The following is a 16,547-nucleotide window of genomic DNA, read 5'->3' as shown; positions in this document are numbered from 1 at the left end:
AGCCTTTCGATCGTTGCATCGTGCGGCTCGCGCTCGTCCTGATGGGCGGCGGCGCGCGCGCTGCTTACCAGGTCGGTGCGCTCAAGGCGCTCGCCGAAATCGGCCGCGGCGTCGATCCGGCACGCCGCGCGACGCCGTTCACCATCATCTGCGGCACGTCGGCTGGCGCGATCAACGCAACGTCGATCGCCAGTCACGCCGACGATTTCAAGCACGGCGCCGATCGCCTGATCGAGTTCTGGTCGAACATCCGCGCGCACCAGGTGTATCGCACCGATTGGCCCGGCGTCGCCGCGGCCGGTGCGCGCTGGCTCGCGGCGATGAGTTTCGGCTGGGCCGTGCGCCGCTCGCCGCGCGCGCTTTTCGACAATGCGCCGCTCACGCATCTGCTGCGCGGGGCGCTCAGCTTCCATCGCATCGAGCAGATGCTCGACACGCGCGCGCTGCACGCGCTGTCGATCACCGCGCTCAGCTATTCCACCGGCCGGCATCTGACCTTCTACCAAGCGGACGAGCCGATTCACTCATGGCGGCGCGCGCAGCGCACGGCGCGCATGGTCGCGCTCGATTCGGCGCATCTTTTGGCGTCGTCGGCGATTCCGTTCATCTTTCCGGCGGTGCCGCTCGAACTCGACGGGCGGACCGAATTTTTCGGCGACGGCTCGATCCGCCAGGTCGCACCGCTCTCGCCGGCGATCCACTTCGGCGCGGACCGCATCGTCGTGCTCGGCGCGGCCGCGCCGCGGCCCGAAGTGCCGGCGGCGGCCGGCGTCGAAAGCGGCTACCCGTCGCTCGCGCAGATCGGACAGCAGGTGCTCGCGAGCGTCTTTCTCGACTCGATCGGCGCAGACATCGAGCGTATCGAGCACATCAACGGCATGGTCCGGCACCTGCCGCACCAGGTGGAGCCGGAAAGCGGCTGGCGTCACGTCGACGTGCTCGCGATCGCGCCGTCCGAGCGGATCGAGCTGATCGCGGCGCGCCATTTGAAGCGGCTGCCGCTGACGGTGCGCGGCCTCTTGGGCGCGGTCGGCGGCAATCGCGCGGCGGGCGCGGCGTTTGCGAGCTATCTGCTGTTCGAGTCCGAGTTTGCGCGCGAACTGATCGAACTCGGCTACCGGGATGCGCTCGCCTGCCGGGGGCAGCTGGTGCAGTGGATCGAGACGGCGGAGCACGCGGGCAGAAACGGCGACCGCCGAAGCGAACCCTGACTTAACGGCCGACAGCCGCGCCTGGCACGCCTCTGCGCCTTCTGGCGCAAGGCCGGCGTGCTATCATTGTGAAAGCTCTGGGCCCGTTGGCGTGAAGTGTGGAAACACCCGGAATCAGCCACTTCTGGCGGCCCGTCGCGCCGTCGTTCAACGGTCGCCGCTAGGCTCCCACTGCTTGGCTCCCACGGTACGCAGCCGGCAACGCAAAACCGGCGCTATCACAAGTACAAGGCATTCCGCACCGTGATCCGTGCCTGTCTGCACGAAGTGTCCGCTTCTTGCAACGAGGGCAAAGCTTCGCGGAAGCTTCTTCGGACATCGTGCGTCCGACGGCTCGATTACCGCGTAAAATTGAAATCTTGGCTGCAATGGCGGGTGGATTGGTACGTTTGCAGCAACAGTTAAGCGTTAAGAACAGGCGTCACAATGTGCAGAACAGGGGTGGGACGATGAACACCATGCTTTATCCGGAACTTTACAAATCGCTCGAGTCCGTCCGATGGGACATGGAGAAAGACATTCCCTGGGACAAGTTCGACGCGTCGCTCCTGACCGACGAGCAGGCGCAGACCATCAAGATGAACGCGATCACCGAGTGGTCCGCGTTGCCCGCAACGGAAATGTTCCTGCGCGACAATCATCACGACAGCGATTTTTCGGCGTTCATGAGCGTGTGGTTCTTCGAAGAGCAGAAGCATTCGCTCGTGCTGATGGAGTACCTGCGCCGCTTCAAGCCCGAGCTGGCGCCGACCGAAGCGGAACTGCATGCGGTGCGCTTCGAGTTCGATCCGGCGCCGCCGCTCGAAACGCTGATGCTGCACTTCTGCGGCGAAATCCGCCTCAACCACTGGTACCGCCGTGCCGCCGAATGGCACACCGAGCCGGTCATCAAGCACATCTACGAAACGATCTCGCGCGATGAAGCGCGGCATGGCGGCGCGTACCTGCGCTACATGAAGAAGGCGATGAGCAATTTCGGCGACGTCGCGCGCGCGGCGTTCGCGAAGATCGGCGTGCTGATGGCGTCGGCGCGCCGCACCGAAAAGCCGCTGCACCCCACGAATCTGCATGTGAACCAGTCGCTGTTCCCGCGCGATACGATCCAGTCGCGCCTGCCCGATCCCGAGTGGCTCGAGCGCTGGCTCGACGAGCAGATCCGCTTCGACGACGGCTGGGAGAAGAAGGTGGTCGAGCGCATTCTGCACAACCTGTCGCTGCTGTTCGAGCGCACGTTCACGACCGCGCAGGAACTGAACCGCTATCGCAAGGAAGTCACGGCGCGTCTGCAAGCCGAGCAAGGTTCGGCGCACCAGCCCGCGTGATATTTCCGAGTAAAAAGCCCGCCACTTTCGAGCGCAAGCTCATTGCGCGTGAAGCGCTCGTCCAGCTTCGCCCTTCGCTCAAAGGGCCCGTCGTCTTCACGAACGGCGTCTTCGACATCCTGCATCGCGGTCACGTCACCTACCTGGCGGACGCCAAGGCGCTGGGCGCATGCCTGATCGTCGGCGTGAACAGCGATGCGTCGGTGCGGATGCTGGGCAAGGGCGACGATCGGCCGATCAATCACGAGGACGACCGCATGGCGCTGCTTGCCGCGCTGGAAAGCGTCGACTGGGTAGTGCGATTCGACGAGAAGACGCCGGTCGATCTGATCGAGGCCGTGCGCCCCGACGTTCTCGTGAAGGGCGGCGACTACGACATGGACACGCTGCCGGAATCCGCGCTCGTGCGCGGCTGGGGCGGCAAGGCGCTTGCCATCCCGTTCGAACACGAGCGTTCGACGACGGCCTTGCTCAAGAAAGTTCGGACGTTCGGCAACTAGGGCCTGTTATTAGCGGGAACAGGCCCTACGCGTTATTGCCCGAGCGTCGACGCCTGAACGCGCGCAACGGGCGCCGGGCCGCCGACCACGGCCTGATCCGTCGCATCGGCCGTCGATACCGGCTGCACGGTCAGCCAGTCGGGATGAATCTGCCGGTTCAGATGACTCGGCTCGCGCTCGCCGGAAGCGGGCAGCGCGCCGAGCAAGCCGCTCGCGAACACGAACGCGAGCAGGTTGGCGAGAAAGAGAATGGCGACCAGCCAGCGCAGCATTGTTGGGCTCTCCATCAAATAAGTGAGACTTTCATCGGCTCGGCGCGACACGCCGAGCCTCGCTTGTCGCGCGAAGCCGCCAGGCGCCGGCTCAGGCTTCGTCGCCCGCCGCCGCGATCAGCGCGAGGCCGGCCAGCACGAGCCCGTCATGCCGCGTATGCGGCACGGAAAGCGCCGGCGCGACTTCCTCGGCGGCGCCGCCGCCCAGCACGAGCCGCACCGGCGCGTTCCACGCGTCGCTCGATTCGCGCCACGCGCGTTCGATCAATCCCGCCTGCGCGAGCAGGCACCCCGCCGATAAAGCGTGCGGCGTGTCGGTCGCGAACCACTCGCGCGCGCCGTTGCCGTCGATCAGGCGGCGTGCCGACGCAGCGGAGAGCGTTGGCAGCTGCGCCGTGTGCTCGCCGAGCGAATGCATCATCAGCGACCAGCCCGGCGCGATCAGGCCGCCTGCGAAGAGGCCGTCCGCTCGCAAGGCTTCGAGCGTCGTCGCGGTGCCGAGCGTGGCGATCAGCAGGTGCTCGCCGGGAAACGCCGCGCGCGCGCCGATCATCCCGGCCCAGCGGTCGCTGCCAAGCCGCGCGGGTTCGGGGTAGCTGTTCGTCACGCCGCATTGCTGCTTGGCCGAGCGGATCGTCGTGCGCGGCAGACGAGGCCAATGCAGGTCGATCAGCGCCGCGAGCCGGGCGGCGACGGCATCGCCGGCAACGTTCGAGATCCACGCGCTGCCCGGCGCCGGCACCGACGACCAGGCGGGCTCGTCGGCGAGCGCCGCAACGGCTGTGGCCGGCTCGTGCGCGAAGACGCCGCTTTGCAGCAGCGCGCCGTTCGCATCGGCGAGCGCCCACTTGACCCGGCTGTTGCCCGCGTCGATCAGCAGGAACGGTGCGCCGCTTACCTCAGTACGTGCCGGGCCGCCCCGAGCGTACTGAGACGCCCCCTCGCGCCCCGATGGAAGTCCCGCGCCCCGTAGGAAGTCCCCCGCCCCGTAGGAAGTCCCCCGCCCCGTAGGAAGTCCCCTTGGGGGATTGGGGGATTGGGGGATTGGGGGAGCGGGCAGCGAACGTGTCGATCCGGAGTTGGCGCTTTTAGCGCTTACTCCGGTCCCATGCAAAGCCAGAGAGCGTGGGGGGTGTTTCATCTAGGTGTTCTCCGCGAGGCGCAGCGAGACGTCGCCGGTCGCGATCGGCCGCACGCCGTCTGCGGTGTCGAGCAGGAGCTGGCCTAGTGCGTCGACGCCGCGCGCGATGCCGCGCGCCACTTCGGCGCCGTGTTCGAGCAGCACGACCTCGCGGCCCGCGTACGCGTGATACCCCGACCAGCGCTCGGCGAACGGCGCGAATCCCTCTGACGAAAAGCGTGCGAGCGCGCCGTCGAGCGCGTTGAGCACGGCAATGAACGTATCCGTGAGATTGGCGCCGGACCACGCTTGGGAGAGCGCCGCGGGCCGTGTCGCGCGCGCCTGCGCCGCGACGCCGGCCTGCTGCGCTTCGACCTGCGCGGCGAGCGCTTCGGCGCCTTGCACGTTGATGCCCGCGCCGATCACGACGGCGCTCGCTTCCGGCGTGTTCCACGCGGTTTCGATCAGGATGCCGGCGAGCTTGCCGCCGTCGAGCAAGACATCATTCGGCCATTTCAGCGCGACATTCGCCTCGCCCGCGAGCGGCAGCGTGCGCAATCCGTCGACGAGCGCCGTGCCGACGGCGAGGCTCAATCCCGCAAGCCCTTCGAGCGGCCGAGGCAGCACGCAGCCGAGCGAGAGCATCAGCGCGTTGCCCGGTTCGCCGAACCACGAGCGTCCTTGGCGTCCGCGTCCGGCGGTCTGGCGGTACGCGACGCGCACGGCCGGGACGTGCAGGGCGAATGCGTCGCGCGAAAGGCCCTTCAGTTCCGACATCAAATCGGCATTGGTCGAGCCGGTTTCGTCGACGATCTCGATCGTCCACTTGCGCACGGCGGGTGCGAAGCGCTCGGCGGCGCGCCGGCGGTCGATGCGCCGGGCGCCGTTGGCCCCGGCGGACGCGCCGCCCGAAGCAAAAAGGGAGTGGGTGTCGTTCATGAAGCGTATTGTAGCGACAGGGTGCGACCTGACGGACCAACGACAGCGGGTTCGCTACAATGGCCTCTGTCCCTTTTCGCATCGATGCCCGATCCTTGAACTTCGATACCCCACCTGGCCTGCGAGTCGATGCCGGCGGTGCAGGCAAGATCATCCGGCTGTCCGGGCAGTGGACGGCACTTGCCCTCGCGCGCGATCGCGACCGCGGCACGGGCGCCATGGCGCGCCTGCGCGCGCAGCGCGAGCCGGCGCGCGGCCAATGGGATTTGCTGGCGATCGAACGGATGGATCACGTGGGCGGTCAGGCGCTGTGGAGCGTCTGGGGGCGCAAGCTGCCGGAGCGCATCGAGCTCACCGATACGCAGCGCGACATCTTCGAGCGCATCGCCTTGCTCGACAGCCAGCGCGAGGAGGCGGAGCCGGTCGAGCGCACCGACCCGGTCACGCGCCTGGGGCTGTCGATCTTCGCGTTCTTCGAGCACTTGCAGGGCGGCGTCGAGATGTTCGGCCGCGTCGTGCTCGACTTGATCTCGGTGGTGAAGAAGCCCAAGACGATGCCGTGGACGGAGATCTCCGCGAACGTCTACAGCACCGGCGCGCAGGCGCTGCCGATCACCGCGCTCGTCGCGTTCCTGATCGGCATCGTGCTCTCCTACTTGTCCGCGCAGCAATTGCGCCTCTTCGGCGCGAACCAGTACATCGTCAACATCCTCGGGCTGTCGGTGATCCGCGAGCTGGGGCCGGTGCTCTCGGCGATTCTCGTCGCAGGGCGTTCGGGCTCGGCGATCACCGCGCAGATCGGCGTGATGCGCGTCACCGAAGAGCTCGACGCGATGCGCGTGATGGGCATCCCGCACGGCCTGCGCATCATCCTGCCGCGCGTGATCGCACTCGGCCTGGCGATGCCGCTCCTCGTCATGTGGACCAACATCGTCGCCCTCCTGGGCGGCGCGCTCGCCGCGAAGCTCGTGCTCGGCATCGACATGTCGTACTTCGCGCGTGCGCTGCCCGGCGTGGTGCCGATCGCGAACCTGGGGATCGGGCTCGGCAAGGGCGTCGCGTTCGGCATGCTGATCGCGATCGTCGCGTGCCACTTCGGCTTTCGCATCAAGGCGAACTCGCAGAGCCTCGGCGAAGGCACGACGACCTCGGTCGTCACGTCCATCACGGTCGTGATCCTCGCCGACGCCGTGTTTGCGATTCTCTTTCAGAACGTGGGACTCGGATGACCGCACCGCTCGCCCCCGCCGTTCGCAACCAGCCGCCGCCGGAGATCGCCGAGCCGGTGATCGAAGTGCGCGACCTGACCAAGCGCTACGGCCGCAACATCATTCACGAGAACCTGAATTTCGACGTTCGGCGCGGCGAGATCGTGTCGATCGTCGGCGGCTCGGGGTCGGGCAAGACGACGCTCGTGCGCCAGATCCTCGGCCTCGAGCGGCCGACTTCCGGCACCATCAGGGTATTCGGCGAGGACACCGCGAAGATCGATCCGGAGGAGGCGCATGTGATGCGCAGCCGCTCCGGCATGCTGTTTCAGCAGGGCGCGCTGTTCTCGTCGCTCTCGGTGTTCGACAACGTCGCGCAGCCGATCCGCGAGCTCGGCAAGGTGCCGGCCGGGCTGCTCCGCGACATCGTCATGCTCAAGCTGGAAATGGTCGGGCTGCCGTGCAAGCACGCATCGAAGATGCCGGCGGCGCTCTCGGGCGGGATGATCAAGCGCGTCGGCATTGCGCGCGCGCTTGCGCTCGAACCGGAGCTGCTGTTTCTCGACGAGCCGACCGCCGGGCTCGATCCGCGCGCGTCCGACGAGTTCGTCGAGCTGATCGCGACGCTGCATCGCGCGCTTGGACTGACGGTCGTCATGGTCACGCACGATCTCGACACGATGGTCGCGCTGTCGAGCCGGGTCGCCGTGATCGCCGATCGCAAGGTGCTCGTGGCGGCGCCTGTCGAAGAGGCGGCCAACGTCGACCATCCGTTTATCAAGGAATACTTTCTCGGCCTGCGCGGCCGGCGCGCACTGCAGGCGCTGCCGCCCGAGCGCCGCGCGAAGCTGCCGCCGGCGGCGCTCGAGCCCGCGTCGGCGGAAGTGCCGCTGTGAGCGGCTCGCGTGCCGCCTGGTTTGCCGATCATAGCGAGAGCCGTCACCAAGTACGCCGAAACCGCAATACTGCAGGATTGAGCGAAGCCGCCTGCAAGGGAACCCGCGAATGGAAAACAAATCACATGCGTTCTGGGCTGGGCTCTTCACGATCGGATTGGCGATCGCGATAGCGCTGACCGTGTTCTGGTTCAACATCGACCGCTCGGTGCGAATCCCGTATGACCTGATCGCGCGCACGAACGTGACCGGCCTCTTTACCGATGCCGCCGTCCGCTATCGCGGGCTCGACGTCGGCAAGGTGCAGTCGATCCACTTCGATCGCGAGCACCCCGGGCAGATCGTGATCCGCATCCTCGTCGACAAGACCGCGCCGATCACGCACTCCACGTACGGCAGCCTCGGTTTCCAAGGCGTCACGGGCATCGCCTTCGTGCAGCTCGAAGACACCGGGCGCAATCTGACGCCGTTTCCCTCGTCGGCGAAGAACGTCGCTCAGATACCGATGCGTCCGGGTCTGCTCGACCAGTTGCAGGAGCGCGGCGACGTGGTGATGCGCGAACTCGAAAGTGTCGCAAAGCGTGCGGACAATATGATGTCCGACGATATGCGCGACCAGTTGAAGGCGACGCTCGCAAGCGTGCAAGGCGCGGCCGACAACGTGTCGACGCTCGCCAAGGCGGCCGCTCCGGTCGCGTCGAAACTGCCGGGTACGCTCGATCAGCTCGACAGCACGCTCGCGTCGACCAACGCGCTGATCCAGCAAGTGAACGGCCACAACGGGCCGCTCGTGACGAACCTGAACAAGATCGGCGACGCGGCGGATCGCGCGGGTGCTGCGCTCTCGGCGATGGATGCTTCGCTGCAGGACATGACGGCGCGCGTGAACTACGAGACGCTGCCGCGCGTCGACGCGTTGACCACCGATGTCGGCAGCGCCGTGCGCTCGGTCGATCGCGCGGCGGACCTGTTCAGCACGAGCCCGCGCAGCGTGCTGTTCGGCGCACCCGCTGCGGCGCCCGGCCCGGGCGAGCCCGGCTTCGCCTGGCCGAAGGCAGACGCTGCCGCCCATTGACCGAATTTGAGAATCCAAGTCAGGAACACTGCAATGTCACGCTCGACTGACCGATCATTTTTTTTCCCCCCGCAGCTGATCGGCGCGTTTGCGACGATCGTGCTCACGGCCGGCATGCTTGCCGGCTGCGCGCTCGGCACGCCCGCTGCCGTGGCGAACATCCGCTACGATCTCGGCCCCGCCAATCCGGCGACATCGCCCGGACCGCTGCCGCCGTTCAAGGTGCTCGACGTGAGCGCGCCGCAGACCCTCAACAGCGACGGCCTCATCTATCGCCTGAGCTACGCCGACAGCCAGCGCACCGCAACCTACGCGACCAGCCATTGGACGATGCCGCCCGCGCAGTTGCTCACGCAGCGCCTGCGCGCGGCGCTGTCGTCGCACGGCACGGTGCTCACGGGCGGCGACGGCGTGCACGCGCCGGTGCTGAAGGTCGATCTCGACGAGTTCGAGCAGGTCTTCGACGGCGAATCGGAAAGCCACGGCGCGCTCACTGCGCGCGCGACGCTGATGCTCGACGGCAAGGTGCTCGGCCAGCGCACGTTCGTCGCGCGCGCACCCTCGAGCACGCCGGATGCCGCTGGCGGCGCGCGCGCACTTGCCGCCGCGAGCGACGATTTCGTCTCGCAACTCGTCGTGTGGCTCGGCATGACGCCGATCGTCGCGGTGAAGTGATCGGCGGCAGGGCCGCTAGCTGCGCCTGAACGGTCTCGCGCAGAGCGGCGTCGCGCCGCGCTCGCTATAATCGCCCGGACCCTCCTCAACTTTTCGCCGATGCGTCGATTTGCAGCGTCTTGAAGCGGCGCCGTGCCTGCGGGCATGGCGCAAGCGCCAAGCCCGGCCGACGTTTCTCCACACCTCCGACACCATGGATTCCTTCTACAAGTACCACGTGTTCTTCTGCCTGAATCAGCGCGAACCGGGCTCCGAGCGGCCGAGCTGCGCGAACTGCAACGCCCAGGCGATGCAGGAATACGCGAAGAAGCGCGTGAAGCAACTGGGCTTGGCCGGCCCCGGCCAGGTCCGAATCAACAAGTCAGGCTGCCTGGATCGCTGCGAGGAAGGGCCGACCGTCGTCGTGTATCCGGAAGGCACCTGGTACACCTATGTCGACGAAGCCGATATCGACGAGATCGTCGACTCGCATCTGGCTAACGGCAAGGTCGTCGAGCGCTTGTTGATCGACCGCTGATCGATCGGCTTTCAATCGACCGCTGCCTGACCTTTCGCGACCTCACGCGGCACACCCGCCGCGCAACGCAATGAATATCCACACGCAAAAATTCCTGATCGACGGGCCCGTCGGCAAGATCGAAGTGGCGCTCGACGTGCCCGACGCCGTGCGCGACGAAGGCGCCGCGCCGCGCGGCATCGCGCTCGTCGCGCATCCGCATCCGCTCTTCGGCGGCTCGATGGACAACAAGGTCGCGCAGACACTCGCGCGCACGTTCGTGCAGCTCGACTACGCGACGTACCGCTCGAATTTCCGCGGCGTCGGGCAAACGCAAGGGGAGCACGACAACGGCCACGGCGAGCGCGACGATCTGCTCGCGGTCATCGACTACATGCGCGCGCAGCCGGGGCAAGCCGATCTGCCCCTCGTGCTCGCGGGCTTTTCGTTTGGCACGTTCGTGCTGTCGCATGTCGCGAAGGCGCTCGCCGAGGCGGGCAAGGAGATCGAGCGGATGGTGTTCGTCGGCACGGCCGCGAGCCGCTGGGAGGTCGCGACGGTGCCCGAGAACACGCTCGTGATTCACGGCGAGACCGACGACACCGTGCCGATCGCGTCGGTCTACGACTGGGCGCGGCCGCAGGAATTGCCAGTGGTCGTGATCCCGGGCGCCGAGCATTTTCTCCATCGCAAGCTGCACATCCTCAAGCGCATCGTCATCGAAGCCTGGCGCTGATTTGTATTTTCCGGCATACAGGTACGCATAAAACGCAAAAACGCCACAACGCGGCGCGTATAATGGGCGCAATTTTTTGCGCGAGTGCCGCCGTTCGATGTGACCCCGAGAGCGTGAAGAGCGGGTCGCGGTGAAGCGCTCGTGACCGCTCTTCCAAACGGCGCGCGCTCCGGCGTGCATTGCTCACTACCGCCCGAATCGATCCTATGCGTTTTTCCTCCTCCGGCCTCTCGTCCGTCGCCACGTCTTTCGTCCCTCAATCCATCAGCCGTGCCGTCTCTCTCGGCGTCTTGCTGCCCGCCACGCTCGTTGCAAGCACCGCGTTCGCGCAGGTGCCGCCGCCGGGCGTGAACGCGCGCTCGTGGGTGCTCGTCGATGCGACCAGCAACCAGGTGCTCGCCTCGGGCAATCCCGATGAGCGCGTCGAGCCGGCGTCGCTCACCAAGCTGATGACCGCGTACCTCGTCTTCGAAGCGCTGCAGACGAGGAAGATTTCGATGGATCAAGTGGTGACGCCGAGCGAAGCGGTGCGCCGCGTGGGCACCGACGAATCGCGCATGTTCATCGAAGCGAACAAGCCGGTGACGGTGCATGACCTCGTCTACGGCATGATCATCCAGTCGGGCAACGACGCGGCGATCGCGCTCGCCGAACTCGTGGGCGGCAGCGAGGCGCAGTTCGTCAACATGATGAACACCGAAGCGCAGCGCCTCGGCATGAAGGGCACGCACTACGCCGACGTGAACGGCATGCCCGACCAGAGTCACTACACGACGGCGGCGGACCTTGCGACGCTGTCGACGCACCTGATCCGCGACTTCCCCGACTACTACAGCATCTTCTCGGTCAAGGAATTCACGTACAACAAGATCAAGCAGCCGAACCGCAATCGTCTGCTATGGATCGATCCGACCGTCGACGGCTTGAAGACCGGCCACACGCAAGCAGCCGGCTACTGCTTGATCGCGACGGCTAAGCGTCCGCTGCCGGGCTCGCCCGATGCGAACCGCCGCCTCGTCACCGTGATGATGGGCGAGCAGAAGGAACACGACCGCGTGCAGGACAGCATGAAGATGCTGAACTACGGCTATAGCGCGTACGACACCGTGCGCTTGTACAAGGCGAACCAGGTCGTGCAGACGCCGCGCATCTATAAGGGCGCCGCCGATACGGTGCAGGTCGGCGTGAAGGGCGACCAGTACATCACCGTGCCGCGCGGCATGGGCGACAAGGTGAAGCCGCAGGTCACGCTCGCCGAGCCGCTCGTCGCGCCGCTCGCCAATGGCCAGCAGGTCGGCACGGTGCAGCTCGTCGCAGACGGCAAGTCGCTCGCGCAATTCCCGGTCGTCGCGCTGCAGGCGGTGCCGCAGGCGGGCGTCGTCGGCCGCATCTGGGATTCGCTGCTGTTGATGATCAACAAGAAGAAGTCGTAAAGCTTTCAGGACCATGACCGAACCGACACTGGACCCCGTCGTCTATTTGAACGGCGAACTGGTGCCGCTGTCCGAAGCACGCATTCCGGTGCTCGACCGCGGCTTCATCTTCGGCGACGGCATTTACGAAGTCGTGCCGCTCTACGCGGGCGAGCACGGCCTCACGCCGTTTCGCTTCGCGTCGCACCTCGCGCGACTCTCGCGCAGCCTCGCGAAAGTCGGCATCGAGAATCCTTTCGACGACGACGGCTGGCGCGCGCTGCTCGCGCGCGTGGTCGCGGCGAACTACCCCGAGCACGGCGCCGCCGCGGATTCCCGTGCCGGCGGCCACGCGCTTGCGTATATTCAAGTTACGCGCGGCGTCGCGAAACGCGGGCACGCGTTTCCGGCGGGGATCCGGCCGACAGTGTTCATGATGGTCAATCCGATGCGTCTGCCGGACGACGCGGTGCGCGCACGCGGCGTGCGCTGCGTAAGCGCGGAGGACCGGCGCTGGCTGCACTGCGACATCAAGTCGGTATCGCTGCTCGGCAATGTGCTGATGGCCGAGCACGCAGCGCGCAACGATGCGTTCGAGACCATTCAATTGCGCGACGGGATGCTCACCGAGGCGTCGTCGGCGAACGTCTGGGTGGTGAAGGGCGGCGAGCTGTTCGCGCCGTGCCGCGATCACAAGATCCTCGAAGGCATCCGCTACGGGCTGATCGAGGAGCTGGCGCGTGAATGCGGTATCGGCTTCACCGCACGCGACGTAACGGAAGCGGAGCTGCGCGCCGCCGACGAGATCCTGATCAGCTCGGCAACGAAGGAAGTGTTGCCCGTGACCGACCTGGATGGCGTGCCGGTCGGCAACGGCAAGCCGGGCCCGGTGTACGCGGCCCTATATGCAGCGTATCAGCGCGCAAAGGCGCGCGAGGCGCAGATCGAAAGTGCACGTGCCTGTTATTAGCGAGAACAGGCACGAAGCTGCACGGAGAGAAAGATGAGCCCGGTCAACGAATCGCTGTTTGAGTTTCCTTGCGACTTTCCCATCAAGGTGATGGGAAAGTCGCACCCCGATTTCGCCGACACGATCGTGACGGTGATCCGCCAGTTCGATAGCGAGTTCGACGCCGCGCGCATCGAGACGCGGCCGTCATCCGGCGGCAATTACATCGGGCTGACCGTGACGGTGCGGGCGTTGAGCCGCGAGCATCTCGACGATATCTACCGGGCGCTGACCGGGCACCCGATGGTCAAGGTGGTGCTGTAGGGCGACGGGCTATTGCCCTGCCGTTCTCAGCACCGCCGCCGCCCCGTCCCTTCCTGCAGCGCAGGCGCGGCCGTAAAGCGCCTGAAACCGCTCGACCTCCTCGAACAGCCAGTCCCTGAATGCCCGCACGCGCACGGTTTCCAGCAACCGCGGCGGGCACACGAAGTAGTAGGCCCAGGGGCTGGGCCCCTCGATATTGAACAAGCGCACGAGCCGCCCCGCGGCAATCTCCTGCATCGCGATCGAGCGCCGCACGAGCGCGATGCCCTGGCCGTCGATCGCCGCTTGCAGCAGGTTCGACGAATCCTGGTACAGCACGCCGCGCTTCGGCTCCGACGCGCTTTCCAGGCCGGCCGCGGCGAACCACGGGCGCCATAGCTCGTCGTCCGAGCGCAGGAGCGCGTACTTTGCCATGTCGGCGGGTGTCGCCGGCAATCGTCCGCCGTTGTAGGCCGGCGAGCAAACCGGGAAGAACACCTCGTCGAGCAGCGGCTCGACGTGCAGCCCCTCGTATTTGCCGAAGCCGAAGCGGACGGCCGCATCGACGTCGTCGCGCGCGAAATCGGCCAGCGCATTGGTCGACAGCAATTCGAGGTCGATTTCGGGGTACTGCTCGATGAAGCGGCCGATGCGCGGCGTGATCCACCTCGCCGCAAACGACGTCAGGATCGACACCACCAGCCGCCGCTCGCGGTCGCCGGCGCGCACCGAGCGGGTGGCTTCTGCCAGCGCCATCAGCGCTGCGCGCACTTCCTTCGCATAGCGGCAGCCGACTTCGGTGAGCCGCACGCGCTTGCCGTCGCGTTCGAACAGCGCAATGCCGAGTTCGGCCTCGAGCGCGCGGATCTGGTGACTGACCGCGCCATGCGTGACGAACAGCTCGTCTGCCGCGCGCGTGAAGCTCTCGTGGCGCGCCGCCGCCTCGAACGCCTTGATCGCATTGAGCGCAGGAAGTTGTCGAAGGTCCATTGCTAATTTTTCTCACAACGACGTGAAAATTGATCGTTTGGGGGAATCCCTTGCTGCATTTACGATTCTACTCACGAACCAGCACTTTGACGGAGCGGATCATGCAAGAAATTTCCTCAAGCATTACGTTCGAAATCAACCCTGGCGAAACCGTGCCGATGATGGTCATGAAGAGCACGCGGCTCACGGTGCAGGGCGCGAGCATGTGGGTGACGCGCAGCAACGACACCGAGGACTATTGGCTCGAGCCGGGCGATTGCCTGCGTCTGCGCCGCGGGGAGCGGCTCTGGCTCAGCGCGGAAGGGACCCAGCCGGCGTCTGTCGCTTTTTGGGTCGCGCCCCGGCCGAAGGACGGCCTGCGCCATTGGCTCGCTGACGTCGGCGCCCGCCTGGGCCTGCGCATCGGTAGCGGCTGGCGGACCGTCTGACACGGTGGCCGGAGAATTCGACTGATGATTGCGCCCCGGCGGGGCGCGCACGATTTCGGTAAACTACCGCGATCATGTGTGCCACGCCGGTTTCCCCGCTTTCCCGTTCTTCCGACTTGCCTGCCGCCGATCCGCTAGGGGCGGTGGTGCCCGGATGGCCGCCCCCCGCGAACACGGCTGATGCGCTCGCCATCCTTCTGCGCCGGCGCGGTCTCGAACCCTACCAGACGAGCTTCGACGCGATGCGCGCGTTCACCGACGCCCGCACCGACGACACCCGCGACGAAATCTGGCTCGTCGAGCACCCTCCCGTTTTCACGCTAGGCCAGGCGGGCGATCCGGCCCACCTGCTCGCGGCCGATGCCGGCATTCCGCTCGTGAAGGTCGACCGCGGCGGGCAGATCACCTACCACGGCCCCGGCCAGGTGGTCGCGTATCTGCTCTTGAACTTGCGCCGCCGCAAGCTCATGGTGCGCGAGCTGGTCACGAAGATCGAGGAGGCCGTGATCGAAACCCTCGCGGCGTATAATCTGGCGGGCGCCCGCAAGGCAGGCGCTCCCGGCATCTACGTGGCACCGGGGCCGCAGGCCGGCGTTCACGAGGGCGCGAAGATCGCGGCGCTCGGCCTCAAAATCCGCAACGGTTGCAGCTATCACGGTGTGAGCCTGAACGTGAAGATGGATCTGCAGCCGTTCCTTGCGATCAATCCGTGCGGCTACGTGGGACTCGAAACGGTCGACATGGCGACGCTAGGCGTCGCCGCCGGCTGGGACGACGTGGCCAGGACGCTCGCGGCTCGTTTGGCCGCCAACCTCGACGGCGCTCCCGCGCACCGCTCTCAACCGCACGCCGGCACTGCCGCCGTCCGACTGGATCAATCGAATGACTGACGTTACCGCGAACTCCGCCGAATCTGCCGCCAACGCCTCCAACGCCGCGCCGGCCGTCTACGACGCGACCGCCAAGCAAAAGGCCCAGGCCAAGACTGCGCGCATTCCGATCAAGATCGTGCCGATCGAAAAACTGAAGAAGCCCGATTGGATTCGCGTGAAAGCCGCTACCGGCAACTCGCGCTTCTACGAGATCAAGCAGATCCTTCGCGAACACAACCTGCATACGGTGTGCGAGGAAGCGAGCTGCCCGAACATCGGCGAATGCTTCGGCAAGGGCACGGCGACGTTCATGATCATGGGCGACAAGTGCACGCGGCGCTGCCCGTTCTGCGACGTGGGCCACGGCCGTCCCGATCCGCTCGACGCCGACGAGCCGGCCAATCTCGCGCGCACCATTGCCGCGCTCAAGCTCAAGTACGTGGTGATCACGAGCGTCGATCGCGACGATCTGCGCGACGGCGGCGCGGGACACTTCGTCGAATGTATCCGGCAGGTGCGCGAGCAGTCGCCCGAAACGCGCATCGAAATCCTCACGCCGGACTTCCGCGGCCGCCTCGACCGTGCGCTGGCGATCCTGAACGCCGCGCCGCCCGACGTGATGAACCACAACCTCGAAACGGTGCCGCGTCTGTACAAGGAAGCGCGCCCCGGTTCGGACTATGCGCACTCGCTCAAGCTCCTGAAGGACTTCAAGGCGCTGCATCCCGATGTCGCGACGAAGTCGGGCCTGATGGTCGGCCTGGGTGAAACCGAGGAAGAGATCCTGCAGGTGATGCGCGATCTGCGCGCGCACGACGTCGACATGCTCACGATCGGCCAATACCTGCAGCCGTCCGAGCACCACCTGCCGGTGCGCGCGTACGTGCATCCGGACACGTTCAAGATGTACGAAGAAGAGGCGTACAAGATGGGCTTCACGCACGCGGCCGTCGGCGCGATGGTGCGTTCGAGCTATCACGCCGATCTGCAGGCGCACGGCGTGGGCGTCGTGTAAGCACGGCGCGCTTCGTGGCTGTCAAAAAGAATCGGGCGGCTTCGGCCCCAGCCCTTCACTTGGCGTGTTGATGAAGGTGCTGTAGTTCTCTAAGATGCCCCGTGAGTCATGGACTTCCGGGGCATCGT

Annotated in this window: 19 protein-coding genes; 15 read left to right on the top strand and 4 right to left on the bottom strand. The window is 66.3% G+C overall.

Annotation, left to right across the window (positions count from 1 at the left end; genetic code table 11):
* The first annotated feature begins 20 nt into the window (after nt 1–20).
* The 3 genes from J3489_RS29535 (at nt 21) to rfaE2 (ending at nt 3,033) form a co-directional block, all read left to right on the top strand.
* Entirely contained in the window at nt 21–1,211 is a 1,191-nt protein-coding gene (locus J3489_RS29535) for a patatin-like phospholipase family protein (protein ID WP_207004368.1), read from the top strand.
* 449 nt (nt 1,212–1,660) lie between these two features.
* Entirely contained in the window at nt 1,661–2,533 is an 873-nt protein-coding gene (locus J3489_RS29530) for a ferritin family protein (RefSeq protein WP_207004367.1), read from the top strand.
* A complete protein-coding gene (gene rfaE2 / locus J3489_RS29525; RefSeq protein ID WP_207004413.1) occupies nt 2,533–3,033 on the top strand; it encodes a D-glycero-beta-D-manno-heptose 1-phosphate adenylyltransferase in 501 nt (166 codons plus the stop codon). Before J3489_RS29530 ends, rfaE2 begins: the two co-directional genes overlap by 1 nt.
* Before the next feature lie 32 nt (nt 3,034–3,065).
* Here rfaE2 and J3489_RS29520 read toward each other — a convergent pair whose 3' ends face one another.
* The 3 genes from J3489_RS29520 to J3489_RS29510 form a co-directional block, all read right to left on the bottom strand.
* The gene (locus J3489_RS29520) at nt 3,066–3,305 is read right to left on the bottom strand and encodes a hypothetical protein (RefSeq protein ID WP_207004366.1); all 240 of its coding nucleotides are present in this window, start codon (nt 3,303–3,305) and stop codon (nt 3,066–3,068) included.
* A 91-nt stretch (nt 3,306–3,396) separates the two neighbouring features.
* Nucleotides 3,397–4,185 carry a type III pantothenate kinase gene (locus J3489_RS29515; RefSeq protein ID WP_242540409.1) on the bottom strand — a complete coding sequence of 263 codons (789 nt, stop codon included), beginning with the start codon at nt 4,183–4,185 and terminating at the stop codon, nt 3,397–3,399.
* 261 nt (nt 4,186–4,446) lie between these two features.
* Nucleotides 4,447–5,364: a biotin--[acetyl-CoA-carboxylase] ligase gene (locus J3489_RS29510; protein WP_207004364.1), complete on the bottom strand. Its 918-nt coding sequence runs from the start codon at nt 5,362–5,364 to the stop codon at nt 4,447–4,449.
* 95 nt (nt 5,365–5,459) lie between these two features.
* Here J3489_RS29510 and J3489_RS29505 point away from each other — a divergent pair, with 95 nt between their 5' ends.
* From J3489_RS29505 to J3489_RS29465, 9 genes are all read left to right on the top strand, one after another.
* On the top strand, nt 5,460–6,593 hold the full coding sequence (locus tag J3489_RS29505) for an MlaE family ABC transporter permease (RefSeq protein WP_207004363.1): 1,134 nt from the start codon (nt 5,460–5,462) through the stop codon (nt 6,591–6,593).
* Nucleotides 6,590–7,468 carry an ABC transporter ATP-binding protein gene (locus J3489_RS29500; RefSeq protein WP_207004362.1) on the top strand — a complete coding sequence of 293 codons (879 nt, stop codon included), beginning with the start codon at nt 6,590–6,592 and terminating at the stop codon, nt 7,466–7,468. Before J3489_RS29505 ends, J3489_RS29500 begins: the two co-directional genes overlap by 4 nt.
* Nucleotides 7,469–7,577: 109 nt before the next feature.
* Nucleotides 7,578–8,543, top strand: coding sequence for an MlaD family protein (locus J3489_RS29495; protein ID WP_207004361.1), 966 nt, complete (start codon nt 7,578–7,580; stop codon nt 8,541–8,543).
* A gap of 33 nt (nt 8,544–8,576) precedes the next feature.
* A complete protein-coding gene (locus tag J3489_RS29490) occupies nt 8,577–9,218 on the top strand; it encodes an ABC-type transport auxiliary lipoprotein family protein (protein ID WP_207004360.1) in 642 nt (213 codons plus the stop codon).
* A gap of 193 nt (nt 9,219–9,411) precedes the next feature.
* On the top strand, nt 9,412–9,735 hold the full coding sequence (locus J3489_RS29485; protein WP_207004359.1) for a (2Fe-2S) ferredoxin domain-containing protein: 324 nt from the start codon (nt 9,412–9,414) through the stop codon (nt 9,733–9,735).
* A 70-nt stretch (nt 9,736–9,805) separates the two neighbouring features.
* Nucleotides 9,806–10,450: an alpha/beta hydrolase gene (locus tag J3489_RS29480; RefSeq protein WP_207004358.1), complete on the top strand. Its 645-nt coding sequence runs from the start codon at nt 9,806–9,808 to the stop codon at nt 10,448–10,450.
* 206 nt (nt 10,451–10,656) lie between these two features.
* Nucleotides 10,657–11,883, top strand: a complete 1,227-nt coding sequence (locus J3489_RS29475; protein WP_207004357.1) for a D-alanyl-D-alanine carboxypeptidase family protein — start codon at nt 10,657–10,659, stop codon at nt 11,881–11,883.
* Nucleotides 11,884–11,896: 13 nt separating this feature from the next.
* Nucleotides 11,897–12,832 carry a D-amino acid aminotransferase gene (locus J3489_RS29470; protein WP_207004356.1) on the top strand — a complete coding sequence of 312 codons (936 nt, stop codon included), beginning with the start codon at nt 11,897–11,899 and terminating at the stop codon, nt 12,830–12,832.
* A 33-nt stretch (nt 12,833–12,865) separates the two neighbouring features.
* Nucleotides 12,866–13,135, top strand: coding sequence for a DUF493 family protein (locus J3489_RS29465; RefSeq protein ID WP_207004355.1), 270 nt, complete (start codon nt 12,866–12,868; stop codon nt 13,133–13,135).
* A 9-nt stretch (nt 13,136–13,144) separates the two neighbouring features.
* On the opposite strand, the gene J3489_RS29460 is transcribed toward J3489_RS29465, so the two are convergent.
* On the bottom strand, nt 13,145–14,104 hold the full coding sequence (locus J3489_RS29460; protein ID WP_207004354.1) for a transcriptional regulator GcvA: 960 nt from the start codon (nt 14,102–14,104) through the stop codon (nt 13,145–13,147).
* A gap of 101 nt (nt 14,105–14,205) precedes the next feature.
* Between J3489_RS29460 and J3489_RS29455 the strand changes: the two genes are divergently transcribed.
* The 3 genes from J3489_RS29455 to lipA all read left to right on the top strand — a co-directional run bounded on the left by J3489_RS29455 (nt 14,206) and on the right by lipA (nt 16,419).
* Nucleotides 14,206–14,532 (top strand): DUF2917 domain-containing protein, encoded by a 327-nt coding sequence (locus J3489_RS29455; RefSeq protein WP_207004353.1) that lies wholly within the window; start codon nt 14,206–14,208, stop codon nt 14,530–14,532.
* 74 nt (nt 14,533–14,606) lie between these two features.
* The gene (gene lipB / locus J3489_RS29450) at nt 14,607–15,422 is read left to right on the top strand and encodes a lipoyl(octanoyl) transferase LipB (protein ID WP_207004352.1); all 816 of its coding nucleotides are present in this window, start codon (nt 14,607–14,609) and stop codon (nt 15,420–15,422) included.
* The gene (gene lipA / locus J3489_RS29445; protein WP_207004351.1) at nt 15,415–16,419 is read left to right on the top strand and encodes a lipoyl synthase; all 1,005 of its coding nucleotides are present in this window, start codon (nt 15,415–15,417) and stop codon (nt 16,417–16,419) included. The genes lipB and lipA overlap by 8 nt, the downstream gene beginning before the upstream one ends.
* The last annotated feature ends 128 nt before the right edge of the window (nt 16,420–16,547 follow it).

The organism is Trinickia mobilis (assembly GCF_017315705.1).
Taxonomy (GTDB): Bacteria; Pseudomonadota; Gammaproteobacteria; order Burkholderiales; family Burkholderiaceae; genus Trinickia_A; species Trinickia_A mobilis.
The sequence above is the reverse complement of the archived record's forward strand: the minus strand, read 5'-3'. Positions and strand labels throughout refer to the sequence as shown.

What these genes read in the sequence shown, in the direction of transcription:
- J3489_RS29530 (WP_207004367.1), top strand. Translation starts at nt 1,661, where the DNA reads ATGAACACCATGCTTTATCCGGAACTTTACAAATCGCTCGAGTCCGTC.
- J3489_RS29520 (WP_207004366.1), bottom strand. Translation starts at nt 3,305, where the DNA reads ATGCTGCGCTGGCTGGTCGCCATTCTCTTTCTCGCCAACCTGCTCGCG.
- J3489_RS29510 (WP_207004364.1), bottom strand. Translation starts at nt 5,364, where the DNA reads ATGAACGACACCCACTCCCTTTTTGCTTCGGGCGGCGCGTCCGCCGGG.
- J3489_RS29500 (WP_207004362.1), top strand. Translation starts at nt 6,590, where the DNA reads ATGACCGCACCGCTCGCCCCCGCCGTTCGCAACCAGCCGCCGCCGGAG.
- J3489_RS29495 (WP_207004361.1), top strand. Translation starts at nt 7,578, where the DNA reads ATGGAAAACAAATCACATGCGTTCTGGGCTGGGCTCTTCACGATCGGA.
- J3489_RS29490 (WP_207004360.1), top strand. Translation starts at nt 8,577, where the DNA reads ATGTCACGCTCGACTGACCGATCATTTTTTTTCCCCCCGCAGCTGATC.
- J3489_RS29485 (WP_207004359.1), top strand. Translation starts at nt 9,412, where the DNA reads ATGGATTCCTTCTACAAGTACCACGTGTTCTTCTGCCTGAATCAGCGC.
- J3489_RS29480 (WP_207004358.1), top strand. Translation starts at nt 9,806, where the DNA reads ATGAATATCCACACGCAAAAATTCCTGATCGACGGGCCCGTCGGCAAG.
- J3489_RS29475 (WP_207004357.1), top strand. Translation starts at nt 10,657, where the DNA reads ATGCGTTTTTCCTCCTCCGGCCTCTCGTCCGTCGCCACGTCTTTCGTC.
- J3489_RS29470 (WP_207004356.1), top strand. Translation starts at nt 11,897, where the DNA reads ATGACCGAACCGACACTGGACCCCGTCGTCTATTTGAACGGCGAACTG.
- J3489_RS29465 (WP_207004355.1), top strand. Translation starts at nt 12,866, where the DNA reads ATGAGCCCGGTCAACGAATCGCTGTTTGAGTTTCCTTGCGACTTTCCC.
- J3489_RS29460 (WP_207004354.1), bottom strand. Translation starts at nt 14,104, where the DNA reads ATGGACCTTCGACAACTTCCTGCGCTCAATGCGATCAAGGCGTTCGAG.
- J3489_RS29455 (WP_207004353.1), top strand. Translation starts at nt 14,206, where the DNA reads ATGCAAGAAATTTCCTCAAGCATTACGTTCGAAATCAACCCTGGCGAA.
- lipB (WP_207004352.1), top strand. Translation starts at nt 14,607, where the DNA reads ATGTGTGCCACGCCGGTTTCCCCGCTTTCCCGTTCTTCCGACTTGCCT.
- lipA (WP_207004351.1), top strand. Translation starts at nt 15,415, where the DNA reads ATGACTGACGTTACCGCGAACTCCGCCGAATCTGCCGCCAACGCCTCC.